Consider the following 13391-nt stretch of genomic DNA (forward strand, 5'->3'; position numbering starts at 1 on the left):
GGGTTACGGTGTTGCCTGTTGTCGGCCGCCGGGTGTGGTTATAATCGACCACTTTATGAGCAAGAAGCGCGTTATGCAGCTGGTTCGAGGCCTCCACAATTTGCGCCCCCAGCATCGGGGCTGTGTCGCCACTATTGGCAACTTTGACGGTGTTCACCGTGGTCACCAGGCTATCCTGGCCCGACTGCGTGAGCGTGCGCTCGAGTTGGGTGTACCCAGCTGCGTGGTGATTTTCGAGCCGCAGCCGCGTGAGTTTTTCGCCCCGGACACGGCTCCGGCCCGTCTGGCGCGCTTGCGCGACAAGCTGCAGTTGCTGGCCGCCGAAGGGGTTGACCGGGTTCTGTGCCTGGCTTTCAATCATCGTTTGAGCAAGCTCAGCGCTGCCGAGTTCGTTGACACCATTCTGGTCGATGGCTTGGGTGTGCAGCATCTGGAGGTCGGTGACGACTTCCGTTTCGGCTGTGATCGGGTAGGGGATTTCGATTTCCTGCTACAGGCCGGGGCCGTCCAGGGGTTCACCGTCGAAGCGGCGCAGACCGTTGAGCTGGACGGGTTGCGTGTCAGCAGCACGCAAGTGCGTAATGCCTTGGCCGCCGCTGATTTTACCTTGGCCGAGCGCTTGCTCGGCCATCCGTTCGGGATTGCCGGGCGGGTCCTGCACGGGCAGAAGCTGGCGCGCCAATTGGGTACGCCAACCGCCAACGTGCAACTCAAGCGTCGTCGTGTGCCGCTGACCGGGGTTTACCTGGTGAGCGTCGAAGTCGACGGCAAGACCTGGCCAGGCGTCGCCAATATTGGCGTTCGGCCAACGGTTGAAGGTGATGGCAAAGCCCACCTTGAAGTCCATATTCTAGATTTTGCCGGCGATCTGTATGACCGGCGTTTGACGGTGGTTTTCCACCACAAGCTGCGCGAAGAGCAGCGTTTCGCCTCTCTGGAGGCGCTTAAGACGGCGATCAATGCGGATGTCGCCGCCGCCCGTGCCCTAGCCGCACCTAGCGCCAATCGCTAATGAAGAGCCTTAAATGACCGACTATAAAGCCACGCTAAACCTTCCGGACACCGCCTTCCCAATGAAGGCCGGCCTGCCTCAGCGCGAACCGCAGATTCTGCAGCGCTGGGACAGCATTGGCCTGTACCAGAAGTTGCGTGAGATTGGTAAGGATCGTCCGAAGTTCGTTCTGCACGACGGTCCTCCGTACGCCAACGGCACCATTCATATCGGTCATGCGCTCAACAAGATTCTCAAGGACATGATCATCCGCTCGAAGACCCTTTCGGGTTTCGATGCGCCTTATGTTCCGGGCTGGGACTGCCACGGTCTGCCGATCGAGCACAAAGTCGAAGTGACCCACGGCAAGAACCTCACGGCGGATAAAACCCGTGAGCTGTGCCGTGCCTACGCCACCGAACAGATCGAAGGCCAGAAGTCCGAGTTCATCCGCCTGGGTGTGCTGGGTGACTTCGCCAACCCGTACAAGACCATGGATTTCAAGAACGAGGCCGGCGAAATCCGCGCCTTGGCGGAAATCGTCAAGGGTGGTTTCGTGTTCAAGGGCCTCAAGCCTGTGAACTGGTGCTTCGACTGCGGTTCGGCCCTGGCTGAAGCCGAAGTTGAATACGAGAACAAAAAGTCCTCGACCATCGACGTCGCCTTCCCGATTGCCGACGAAGCCAAACTGGCTGCCGCCTTCGGCCTGCCATCGTTGGGCAAACCGGCTTCGATCGTGATCTGGACCACTACCCCGTGGACCATCCCGGCCAACCAGGCGCTGAACGTTCACCCTGAGTTCAACTACGCCCTGGTCGACGTCGGCGACAAACTGCTGGTGCTGGCTGAAGAGCTGGTCGAGTCGTGCCTGGCTCGCTACAACCTCGAAGGCTCGGTCATCGCCACCGCCACTGGTGCGGCGCTGGAACTGATCAACTTCCGTCACCCGTTCTACGATCGCCTGTCGCCGGTTTACCTGGCCGAGTACGTCGAACTGGGCGCCGGCACTGGCGTGGTTCACTCCTCGCCGGCCTACGGTGTAGACGACTTCGTGACCTGCAAAGCTTACGGCATGGTCAACGACGACATCCTCAATCCGGTACAAAGCAACGGCGTTTACGTGCCGTCGCTTGAGTTTTTCGGCGGCCAGTTCATCTGGAAGGCCAACCCGGCTATCGTCGACAAGCTGACGGAAGTCGGTGCGCTGCTGCACACCAGCATCATCGAACACAGCTACATGCACTGCTGGCGTCACAAGACCCCGCTGATCTACCGCGCTACGGCGCAGTGGTTCATCGGCATGGACAAACAGCCGGCAACTGGCGACACCTTGCGCAAACGCGCGATCAAAGCCATTGAAGACACCAAATTCGTACCGGCCTGGGGCCAGGCGCGCCTGCATTCGATGATCGCCAACCGTCCGGACTGGTGCATCTCTCGCCAGCGCAACTGGGGCGTGCCGATCCCGTTCTTCCTGCACAAGGAAAGCGGCGAACTGCACCCACGCACCGTCGAGCTGATGGAGGAGGTCGCCCAGCGCGTCGAAGTCGAAGGTATCGAAGCCTGGTTCAAGATGGACGCGGCCGAGCTGCTCGGTGACGAAGCGCCGCAGTACGACAAGATCAGCGATACCCTCGACGTCTGGTTCGATTCGGGCACCACGCACTGGCACGTCCTGCGCGGTTCGCACCCTATGGGCCACGACAACGGTCCGCGTGCCGACCTGTACCTGGAAGGTTCCGACCAACACCGCGGCTGGTTCCACTCGTCGCTGTTGACCGGTTGCGCCATCGACAACCATGCGCCGTACCGCGAGCTGCTGACCCACGGTTTCACCGTCGACGAAGCCGGTCGCAAGATGTCCAAGTCCCTGGGCAACGTGATCGCGCCGCAGAAAGTCAACGACACCCTGGGCGCCGATATCATGCGCCTATGGGTCGCTTCGACCGATTATTCGGGTGAAATGGCGGTTTCCGACCAGATCCTGCAACGCAGTGCGGACGCCTACCGGCGGATCCGTAACACCGCGCGCTTCCTGCTTTCCAACCTGACCGGTTTCAATCCTGCCACCGACATCCTGCCGGCAGAAGAAATGCTCGCGCTGGATCGTTGGGCCGTGGACCGTACCTTGCTGCTGCAACGCGAGCTGCAAGAGCACTACGGTGAATACCGTTTCTGGAACGTCTACTCCAAGGTGCACAACTTCTGCGTGCAGGAGCTGGGCGGTTTCTACCTCGACATCATCAAGGACCGTCAGTACACCACTGGCGCCAACAGCAAGGCCCGCCGTTCGGCGCAAACCGCGCTGTTCCACATCTCCGAAGCGCTGGTGCGCTGGATCGCGCCGATCCTCGCGTTCACTGCCGACGAGTTGTGGCAGTACCTGCCAGGCGAGCGCAATGAATCGGTCATGCTCAACACCTGGTACGAAGGCCTCAGCGAGTTGCCGGAAGGCTTCGAACTGGACCGCGCCTACTGGGAGCGGATCATGGCGGTCAAGGTCGCGGTCAACAAGGAAATGGAAATCCAGCGCGCGGCCAAGGCCGTGGGCGGTAACCTGCAAGCCGAAGTGACGCTGTTTGCCGAAGAAGCGCTGAGCGCCGACCTGGCCAAGCTGAGCAACGAACTGCGCTTCGTGTTGATCACCTCCACCGCCAGCATTGCACCGTTTGTGCAAGCGCCGGCCGACGCGGTTGAAACCGAAGTCAGCGGTCTGAAACTCAAAGTGGTCAAGTCGAGCTTCGCCAAGTGCGCCCGTTGCTGGCACTGCCGTGAAGACGTTGGCGTGAACCCGGAGCATCCGGAAATCTGCGGTCGTTGCGTCGACAACATCAGCGGTGCTGGCGAGGTTCGTCACTATGCCTAATGCTGCTAGCCGTTTCGGACGGCTGAGCTGGCTCTGGTTGAGCGTGCTGGTTCTGGTCATTGACCAGGCCAGCAAGTTCCACTTCGAAAGCTCGTTGACCATGTACCAGCAAATCGTGGTGATCCCTGATTACTTCAGCTGGACCCTGGCCTACAACACAGGCGCTGCCTTCAGTTTCCTGGCTGACAGCTCCGGCTGGCAGCGCTGGTTGTTTGCCCTGATCGCGGTCGTGGTCAGTGCGGTGCTGGTGGTCTGGCTCAAGCGTCTGGGGCGCAACGACACCTGGCTGGCGATTGCGCTGGCACTGGTGCTCGGCGGCGCGCTGGGCAACCTGTACGACCGCATTGCCCTGGGCCATGTGATCGATTTCATTCTGGTGCATTGGCAGAACCGCTGGTATTTCCCGGCGTTCAACTTTGCCGACAGCGCCATCAGCGTCGGGGCCGTGATGCTCGCGCTGGATATGTTCAAAAGCAAGAAGACCGGAGAAGCCGTTCATGACTGAACAGGTATTGGCTGAGCAACGCATCGGCCAGAACACGGAAGTCACATTGCACTTTGCATTGCGCCTGGAGAACGGCGACACCGTCGACAGTACCTTCGACAAAGCCCCGGCGACCTTCAAGGTCGGCGACGGCAACCTGCTGCCAGGTTTCGAAGCTGCGCTGTTTGGCTTCAAGGCGGGTGACAAGCGTAATCTGACGATTCAGCCAGAAAACGCCTTTGGCCAGCCCAACCCGCAAAACGTGCAGATCATCCCGCGTTCGCAGTTCCAGGATATGGAACTGTCCGAAGGCCTGCTGGTGATCTTCAACGATGCGGCGAATACTGAGCTGCCCGGTGTGGTCAAGGCATTCGATGACGCTCAGGTGACCATCGACTTCAACCACCCGCTGGCTGGCAAGACATTGACCTTTGACGTAGAAATCATCAACGTCAAAGCGCTGTAACCTGTAGGAGCTGAGCTTGCTCGCGATGAGGGCCTGACATTCAACATTGATGTTGACTGACAATCAGTCATCGCGAGCAAGCTCAGCTCCTACAAATGATCTAATTTCTTGCGCGCAAGACACGAGGCACAGCATGCAAATCAAACTCGCCAACCCCCGTGGCTTCTGCGCCGGCGTGGACCGGGCGATCGAAATCGTCAACCGCGCCCTGGAAGTCTTCGGGCCGCCAATCTATGTGCGCCACGAAGTGGTCCACAACAAATTCGTCGTTGAAGACCTGCGCGCACGCGGGGCAATCTTCGTTGAAGAACTGGATCAGGTGCCGGACGACGTCATCGTGATTTTCAGCGCCCATGGGGTTTCCCAGGCCGTTCGTACCGAAGCTGCAGGCCGTGGCCTGAAGGTCTTCGATGCGACTTGCCCACTGGTGACCAAAGTGCACATCGAAGTGGCGCGCTACAGCCGCGACGGTCGTGAGTGCATTCTGATCGGCCACGCCGGTCACCCGGAAGTCGAAGGCACCATGGGCCAGTACGACGCCAGCAACGGTGGTGCGATCTACCTCGTCGAAGACGAAAAGGACGTTGCCGCGTTGAATGTGCGCAATCCTGAAACACTCGCCTTCGTCACTCAGACCACCTTGTCGATGGACGACACCAGCCGTGTGATCGATGCCTTGCGCACTCGTTTCCCGGCCATTGGCGGCCCACGCAAGGACGACATCTGCTACGCCACGCAAAACCGTCAGGATGCCGTCAAGCAACTGGCTGACGAATGTGACGTGGTGCTGGTGGTCGGCAGCCCGAACAGCTCCAACTCCAACCGCTTGCGCGAGCTGGCCGAGCGCATGTCTACCCCGGCGTACCTGATCGACGGTGCCGAAGACATGCAGCGTAGCTGGTTCGATGGCGTCGAGCGTATCGGCATCACCGCCGGGGCCTCGGCACCGGAAGTGCTGGTTCGTGGCGTTATCGAGCAACTGCAGGCCTGGGGCGCTACCGGCGCCGATGAACTGGCCGGTCGCGAGGAGAACATCACCTTCTCCATGCCCAAAGAGCTACGCGTTCGCTCCCTGCTCTGATTCCTCACCTCCCGCACACAAGGCCTGCTCGGCCTTGTCGCTGCGCAGGCTGACGCGGCCGCTTCTGGACAGCACCACCTGGTGATGACTGACCGGCTCGCGGTCCGCGCAGATGTGCAACGTCCCGGCCTGAAAGGCACCGCTGGGCAACTGCGGCTCGCCCAGACCGCTGAACCGTACAAAACTCCTCACCGGCCGATTGCCCACAATCGGCACCCCGACGCTTGTCTGGCGCTCGAGCAACAGCGGGTTGCTGCTGTCCTGATGCCCCTCGCCACTAATGTCCAGAATGATTCGCCAGCCTTGACCCCAATCGTCGTTCAACGCGTGGATGACAAGGGTCTGATTGCGCAGGATGGCCTCGGTGCGGGCGTTGCGCATGCCGCTGGCGAGTGTTTGCGCCGCGGTCTCGCGACTCACTGATTGCGTGTACTCGCTGAGCACCGGACTGACCTGGTGCAGAACGATCGCTGCGATTGCCAGTCCGATAAGCAGTTCTATCAGACCGAAACCCTTCTGATGCATGGCATCTCCTTCCCTGGAGAGGGCGTTGGGTTGTGCAACGAATGTCAAAACAACCCTGCGGCTACCGGTTGAATGTTCTAGCTTGATACAGCTAGGTGTAGTCGTTGGCAGCGGAGGGCAGCGATGAATCATCGTACAAAAGGTTTCACGCTGGTCGAATTGCTGGTGATCCTTGCGGTCATGGCGATTCTTCTCACCCTGGCGGTCCCGGCGTTCAACAGTTCAATACAGAACGCCAAGGCCGATACCGAAATCAGTGATTTGCAGCGAGGACTCAATTACGCCCGCCTGGAGGCGATCGACCGGGGCATCACCACGCGCATCCGGCCAACAGCCGGCGGCAGCGTCTGGACCGGGGAGTTGACGGTGTACGACAGCACCGGTTCACCGGCGAATGTATTGCGGGTTATTCCGGCGATGAGCAGCGGCGCCACTCTGACGCTAACCTCTGGAGTGACCAGCATCGATTTCAACAACTTGGGTGGGTTGTCGGCGCCGGCCACGGCAGTGCTGTTCAATTACGTATCAGGGGCGCAGAGCCGGACGCTCAGCGTGTGTTTAAACGGACGGATTGTCTTGGGTGGAAGCTGCGGATGACAGGAGCGGGATCGCGTGCACAGGACGGCATGACACTGATCGAAGTGTTGGTTGCGCTGTTGATTCTGAGCGTAGGGCTATTGGGCGCGGCGGCGACTCAGCTGAATGCGCTGAAGTACACCGACAGCTCGCTGATGACCAGCCAGGCGAGCTTCATTGCCTACGACATGATGGACCGGATTCGCGCCAATTCTGCGGCCGACTACACCGTCACGCCGCCGACCTCGGGCAACTTGAATGTCACCCGGGATCAGGACCTGTATGACTTCACCACCAATATCATCAGCTTCGGCGGCCCGACCGCTACGGGCAGCATTACCCTGAACCAGCGGGTGTATACCATCACCATCACCTGGGATGACTCGCGGGCAGCCGCCGCTACTTCGACTCGCAGCTTTGTCCTGAGCAGTCGTGCCACCGTCGATCCGTTGGTGACGCCATGAGTCGATCGTCGCGAGGGTTTGGTCTGATCGAGCTGATGATCGCCATGGCGATCAGCCTGATCGTGGTGCTCGGCGTAGCGCAAATTTTCATCTCGGCGAAAAGCACCTACGTCAGCCAGAACACCTCTGCCGGGATGCAGGAGGATGCGCGGTTTGTCCTGAGCAAAATGATTCAGGAAATTCGCATGGTCGGGATGTTCGGTTGCCTGGGGACGATTACCGACGCGAGCTCGGCCGGCGACTTCAATGCCAACCAGATCACCCCCATCAGTTGGGACAACACCGCGCTCAAACTGACCCTGGTGACGTCGGATGTCGGCGGCAACGGTGGCGTGCCTACCTGGACTGTGGTGTCTGACTGCCGAACCAGCGCAACGGCCTACTCAGGGGCGCACACCCCCGCAGCCGGGCAACTGGCGTTTCCGATCCGGCGGTTGGCCTATAGCCTGAGCAATGGCCAGATCCTGATGACCTCTGGCACCGGCGGTGCATCGGCGGTACTGGTGAACAACGTCAGTGCTTTCAACGTGACCTTCGGCATGGCCACCAGCGCCACCGATGTTGCCGCGTCGAGTTACAGCAGCAATCCGACCGACCCGACGCGAATCCGCAGTGTGCGTTTGACGCTGACCCTGACGGATCCCAACAACCGCGTGCGCAATCAGACTTTCAACGTGGTTGCCGCTTTGCGCAACCGGTTGATGTAGGGGCGATGCCAATGATTCTTTCGCCCCTCAAGGCACACGCCCAGCGCGGCATGGCACTGCTGATGAGCCTGGTGTTTCTGCTGCTGTTGACGCTGATTGGTATCTCGTCGATGCAGAACGCCACGCTCCAGGAAAAAATGGCCGGCAGCGTGACGCTGCGCAATCAATCTTTCCAGGGCGCAGAGGCAGCGTTGCGGATCGGTGAAAGCGCCGTACAACTGAGCGCATACACCCTGGCGGCCTGCGCCAACACCACCCAATGTGCCCCGCCGGCCGAATCTTCAGTGATCACGGCTGCTGGCTTCAACGCCACCTCCGGGGTGACCTGGATCGCTGCCGGCAGCGGCTTTTACGGTGTGCAGAACCTGGGCACTACGTTGAGCGCCGTGAATATCCCGAGCAACACTTCGGCGACGCTCTATCGGGTCACGGCCGTCGGGTTGGCGGGTACTTCGCGCAGTGTGGTGGAGAGCATCTATGCGAAATACTGAGGCTCGTCGTCGGGAGCCGCGCCATTGGTTGACGCAGTTAGTCTGCGGCTGGCTGCTGGGGCTTTATCTGGCCGCACCGGCGTATGCCTTCACGCCATCGGATTCACCACTGCTCGGCGCGTCGGCAGTCGCGCCAAACGTACTGCTGTTGCTCGATGATTCGGGGAGCATGAACAGCATCATCTATGCCTTGGGGTTTGACCCGACCGTTTCACGAACTCCGGCCCAGCAATGTAACGCGCTCTTGGGCTTGTGTTTGAGTGGCTCCGCTATCGTCGGCGATCCGATCCTGCTCTCCAGTTTGCCCCAGTCGGGGTGTTCCAGCGGTTACTACGCGTTCTACAAAAACAGCCTGACGCCGCTGTGCCTGAAGCTCCCGGACCCGGTGGGAGGCGGCAACACCCGTTATTCCGACAACTACATTTCCTACCTGGTGAGCCTGGCCAACGGCAGCAATCGCGACTTCACCGACGGCTCGATACCCAATGACTACCGAATCAACGTGGCGCGCAACGTAGCCACGGCGCTGATCACCAGTAATCGCGGGCTGCGTTTCGGTCTGGCAACCTTTAATTCGCCGAATACCCACGGCAACAGCGATGGTAATCATGGCAACGGCCATGGCAGTGGTATTGGCAACAATAATGCCGGTAATGGCGGTTACATCGTCAACGACATCAGTGATCTGACGGTGGTCAGCGGCAGCGTGACCCAGGCCCAGGCGGACGCCAACTACAACGCGCTGATCTCTGCTATCGGCGGCTTGAGCGCAATATCCAATACACCACTGGCAGAAACCTACTACGAAATCACCCGCTATTTTCGCGGCATGACGCCGTACTACAACTCAGGGCCAGCCACCTACACCAGTCCGATCCAGTACCGCTGCCAGAAGAGCTACGGGGTGGTCATCACCGATGGCCTGCCGACCTACGACCGAACTTTCCCTAGCGACGATCCACTCGGCGGTACCCGGCTGCCCAACTGGGACGGGATCAACAATGACGGTAACGACCTTAACGGCGATGACGAGGGTGACACCCTGTACCTGGACGACATCGCCAAATTCGCCTTTGACATCGACATGCGCTCCACCGGCACGGACCTGGCGGGTAAAAGCTGGAGTTCCCCGGACTTCCCCAAGCAAAACCTGAACACCTACACGGTGGGGTTCGCGACCGCCAATCAGATGTTGGCGGATGCCGCCCGTTACGGGCAGGGCAAGTACTATCAGGCAACCGACAGCGCCAGCCTCAACACCGCGTTATCGGCAGCCTTGAGCAACATTTCCACCAAGGCTGGCTCGGGTGGCAGCGGTGTCGCCAGCAGCAACACAGTGACCAGTGGCTCCAGTTATTTCCAGACCAGTTATGACCCCAAGGACTGGCGCGGCACGATCAAGGCATTTGGCTTCACCTCAAGCGGAGCCGTGGACACCACCTCGGTGCTGTGGACCACCGACACAGCCATCGTTCCAGGCGCGACGGCACCGACTTATCAGTCCTGGAACACCACAACCAACGCCGCGGTTACCCTGGCCTACGGCAACTTCTCCAGCACCCAGCAAACCAGCCTCAGCCAGAACCTGCCGACCGGTATCAGCGGCAGTGATCTGGTGGAGTGGAGCAAGGGCACCAACAAAGCCGGCTTGAAGACCCGTACCGTGCTGCTGGGGGACATCATCAACTCGCCATTGACGCTGGCATCGCCTACCGACAAAACCGCTTCGGACCTGGCCGGCAGCACCAGTTACAGCACGTTCCTGACCAGCAAGGCCGCGAACATGAACACCAGCCTGGTGGTGAATGCCAACGACGGCTTCGTGAATGTCATCAACGCCGGCAACGGTGCGCGGCGCTACGGCTACATGCCTTCCAGCGTGCTGTCGTCGCTGCATTTCATCGCCGATACCGCCTACATCAATGGCACCAGCCACAAGTTTCTCAACGATGGCCAGGTTGGCGTGTTCGATGCCCAGCTCAATAACGCCTGGAAAACCCTGGCCCTGGGTGGCGTGGGGGCGGGCGGCAAGACCTTTTACGCCGTGCAGCTGTTTGATGGGACGGCGGGGAACGTGACCAACGCCTTGTGGGAAATCAGCGCGCCGACCACTGTCAATACCGCGAACACTTTCAATGATCTGGGTTATGCCTACGCACGGCCGGAAGTGGCACGCTTGGCCGATGGTCGTTGGGCGGCCTTTATCTCCAATGGCTACGGCAGCAATTCGGGTGTTGCCGCGCTGTACGTGGTGGATATTCGCGATGGTTCGCTGATCAGGAAAATCGTTATCGACAGCACCGAAACCACCAACGGCCTGTCATCGGTCAAGCTCAAGGTCGATTCGCAAAGCATTGTCCAGGCGGCCTATGGCGGTGATTTGAAAGGCCGGATGTGGAAGTTCGACTTGAGCAGCTCGAACCCCGCCAGCTGGGGCGTGGCCTTTTCCGGTAAGCCGCTATTCACTGCACCGGGCGGCGCGACGCAGCCGATCACTGCGCAACCGTTGCTGGCGGACCATCCGATCAACGGCAAAGAGGTGTTTTTCGGCACCGGGAAATTCAACGAGACCGCTGACAAACTCAGCAAGGACCTGCAAGCGTTCTATGGGGTCTGGGATGCCGATGGAGGCTCGGGGCAGATCAGCGTGTCGAGCTTGCAGGCGCAGGCTGTGACCGGGGTCTTCACGGGGACCGCCGGGGGGCAGTTCATCTCTACCTCACAGAATCCGGTGACCTATCCGGCGCAGAACGGCTGGTACTTGCCGCTGGTGTACAACAATGCCCTGACCGGTGAGCGGGTGATCAATCAGGCGGCCCTGGTGCTCGGGCGAATTGTATTTACCACGGCCAGCATCGACACCACGGATCCCTGTTCAAGCTTTGGCAACGGCAAACTGGTCGAACTCGATGCGTTCAGCGGTAAGATGCTCAACTATGCGGTGCTCGACACCAATGGCGATGGCCTGGTCGACACGAACGACACGATCTCCAGCGGGGTGATTTTTACCGGTGGTATTCCGACGCTGAATGCGATCGTCAACAGTGCAGCCCGCAAAATCGTGAACGACTCCAGTGGCGGCATCACCACTCTGGTTGAAAAATCCGGCGGCGGCAGCCGTCGAATCATGTGGCGACAAATACAGTAAGTGAGAGTTGAGGCAATGCGCAGATCCAACCAAGGTTTTACCCTGATCGAAATCATGATCGTGATCGCGATCATCGGGATTGTGGTGACCATTTCCGCTCCACTCCTTACCGAGTACGTGAAGCGCAGCCATCGCACCGAAATTGCAGGGCTGCTGTCCGAGCAGGCACAAAACCTTGAACGGTTCTATTCGAAAAACAATGTGTACAGCAACGCTACCGGGCTGAGTGCCGGCAATGACTACTACACCATTACCCCGACACTGACCGATCAGACCTTCTTGCTCACCGCCGTGCGCAAGGCCGGGTCAACGATGGCCAGTGACAAGTGTGGGGATTTCACCCTCAGCAACACCGGCGTCAGAGGCATGAACAATGCGACGACCGGGCTGACCACCAAGGATTGCTGGGGTCGCTGAGTACCTTTCCTCGGGCGCGTTTGGCGCCCCCTGTCTTTTTTATTGTTGGATCAGATGATGGCCAAGCAACAGCAAGTGGTGATTGTCGGCGGTGGGGTGATCGGCCTGCTGACCGCGTTTAATCTGGCGTCGCACGTGCAGAGCGTGGTCCTGCTGGATCGCTCGAACGTGGGGCAGGAATCTTCGTGGGCCGGTGGCGGCATCGTTTCGCCGCTGTACCCGTGGCGCTACAGCCCGGCGGTCACCGCATTGGCCCACTGGTCCCAGGATTTTTATCCACAACTGGCTGAACGTCTGTTTGCGAGTACCGGGGTCGATCCCGAGGTGCACACCACGGGCCTGTACTGGCTGGATCTGGATGACGAAGCCGAGGCCCTGGCTTGGGCAAAACGCGAAAATCGTCCGTTGAGCCCTGTGGATATCTCGGCTGCTCATGATGCCGTGCCGGTATTGGGGCAGGGGTTCTCGCGGGCAATCTACATGGCCGATGTCGCTAATGTGCGTAACCCGCGACTGGTGAAGTCGCTCAAGGCAGCCTTGCTGGCGCTGCCCAACGTGACCATTCATGAACAGTGCGAGGTCAGCGCGTTCATCCGTGAAGGCGATGCGGTGGTGGGCGTCGAGACTTCAAAAGGCCCGATCCATGGCGATCAGGTGGTACTGACCGCCGGCGCCTGGAGCGGTGATTTACTGAAAACCCTGGGCCTGGATCTACCGGTCGAGCCGGTCAAGGGGCAGATGATTCTCTACAAGTGCGCGTCGGACTTCCTGTCGAGCATGATTCTGGCCAAGGGCCGTTACGCCATTCCGCGCCGAGACGGGCATATCCTGATCGGCAGTACGCTGGAACATGAAGGGTTCGACAAGACACCGACCGAGTCCGCGCTGGAAAGCCTCAAGGCCTCGGCGGTCGAGCTGATTCCGGCGCTGGCCGAGGCCGAAGTGGTCGGGCATTGGGCGGGGCTGCGGCCGGGGTCGCCGGAAGGGATTCCGTATATTGGCGAAGTGCCCGGATTTGCCGGGTTATGGCTCAATTGCGGGCATTACCGCAACGGCTTGGTGCTGGCGCCGGCGTCGTGCCAGTTGTTTGCGGATGTAATGCTGGGGCGCGAACCGGTTATCGATCCGGCGCCTTATGCACCGACCGGGCGAATCTAGTCCTTCAGGCAAAAGCA

General features: G+C 60.0%; 13 protein-coding genes. 12 read left to right on the forward strand and 1 reads right to left on the reverse strand.

The features are described from left to right. The first annotated feature begins 73 nt into the window (after positions 1 to 73). The 5 genes from ribF (at position 74) to ispH (ending at position 5888) form a co-directional block, all read left to right on the forward strand. A complete protein-coding gene (ribF, locus tag AC3WK5_RS06310; protein WP_054595515.1) occupies positions 74 to 1012 on the forward strand; it encodes a bifunctional riboflavin kinase/FAD synthetase in 939 nt (312 codons plus the stop codon). Between the two features lie 13 nt (positions 1013 to 1025). Continuing rightward, positions 1026 to 3857 (forward strand): isoleucine--tRNA ligase, encoded by a 2832-nt coding sequence (gene ileS, locus AC3WK5_RS06315; RefSeq protein ID WP_103319411.1) that lies wholly within the window; start codon positions 1026 to 1028, stop codon positions 3855 to 3857. Beyond that, the gene (gene lspA, locus AC3WK5_RS06320; protein ID WP_019691622.1) at positions 3850 to 4362 is read left to right on the forward strand and encodes a signal peptidase II; all 513 of its coding nucleotides are present in this window, start codon (positions 3850 to 3852) and stop codon (positions 4360 to 4362) included. Before ileS ends, lspA begins: the two co-directional genes overlap by 8 nt. A gap of 7 nt (positions 4363 to 4369) precedes the next feature. After that, on the forward strand, positions 4370 to 4807 hold the full coding sequence (gene fkpB / locus AC3WK5_RS06325; RefSeq protein ID WP_173860013.1) for an FKBP-type peptidyl-prolyl cis-trans isomerase: 438 nt from the start codon (positions 4370 to 4372) through the stop codon (positions 4805 to 4807). 133 nt (positions 4808 to 4940) lie between these two features. Further along, on the forward strand, positions 4941 to 5888 hold the full coding sequence (gene ispH / locus AC3WK5_RS06330) for a 4-hydroxy-3-methylbut-2-enyl diphosphate reductase (protein ID WP_103319409.1): 948 nt from the start codon (positions 4941 to 4943) through the stop codon (positions 5886 to 5888). Here the strand turns inward: ispH and AC3WK5_RS06335 are convergent. After that, on the reverse strand, positions 5865 to 6413 hold the full coding sequence (locus tag AC3WK5_RS06335) for a GspH/FimT family pseudopilin (protein ID WP_054595519.1): 549 nt from the start codon (positions 6411 to 6413) through the stop codon (positions 5865 to 5867). The two genes, ispH and AC3WK5_RS06335, sit on opposite strands and share 24 nt — an antisense overlap. 123 nt (positions 6414 to 6536) lie before the next feature. Between AC3WK5_RS06335 and AC3WK5_RS06340 the strand changes: the two genes are divergently transcribed. From AC3WK5_RS06340 to thiO, 7 genes are read left to right on the forward strand one after another with little or no spacing between them, the layout of a single operon-like run. Next, positions 6537 to 7010, forward strand: coding sequence for a GspH/FimT family pseudopilin (locus AC3WK5_RS06340; protein WP_054595520.1), 474 nt, complete (start codon positions 6537 to 6539; stop codon positions 7008 to 7010). Further along, positions 7007 to 7453 carry a type IV pilus modification protein PilV gene (pilV, locus tag AC3WK5_RS06345; RefSeq protein ID WP_103319407.1) on the forward strand — a complete coding sequence of 149 codons (447 nt, stop codon included), beginning with the start codon at positions 7007 to 7009 and terminating at the stop codon, positions 7451 to 7453. Before AC3WK5_RS06340 ends, pilV begins: the two co-directional genes overlap by 4 nt. Then, positions 7450 to 8160 carry a PilW family protein gene (locus AC3WK5_RS06350; RefSeq protein WP_103319406.1) on the forward strand — a complete coding sequence of 237 codons (711 nt, stop codon included), beginning with the start codon at positions 7450 to 7452 and terminating at the stop codon, positions 8158 to 8160. Before pilV ends, AC3WK5_RS06350 begins: the two co-directional genes overlap by 4 nt. A 5-nt stretch (positions 8161 to 8165) precedes the next feature. Further along, complete coding sequence (locus AC3WK5_RS06355) at positions 8166 to 8651, forward strand: pilus assembly PilX family protein (RefSeq protein ID WP_371917639.1); 486 nt, start codon at positions 8166 to 8168, stop codon at positions 8649 to 8651. After that, on the forward strand, positions 8638 to 11799 hold the full coding sequence (locus AC3WK5_RS06360) for a pilus assembly protein (protein ID WP_103319404.1): 3162 nt from the start codon (positions 8638 to 8640) through the stop codon (positions 11797 to 11799). The genes AC3WK5_RS06355 and AC3WK5_RS06360 overlap by 14 nt, the downstream gene beginning before the upstream one ends. Positions 11800 to 11814: 15 nt before the next feature. Then, a complete protein-coding gene (locus tag AC3WK5_RS06365; RefSeq protein ID WP_054595524.1) occupies positions 11815 to 12216 on the forward strand; it encodes a type IV pilin protein in 402 nt (133 codons plus the stop codon). A gap of 57 nt (positions 12217 to 12273) precedes the next feature. Further along, a complete protein-coding gene (gene thiO / locus AC3WK5_RS06370; protein ID WP_103319402.1) occupies positions 12274 to 13374 on the forward strand; it encodes a glycine oxidase ThiO in 1101 nt (366 codons plus the stop codon). The last annotated feature ends 17 nt before the right edge of the window (positions 13375 to 13391 follow it).

This window comes from Pseudomonas sp. FW306-02-D09B, from assembly GCF_058782685.1.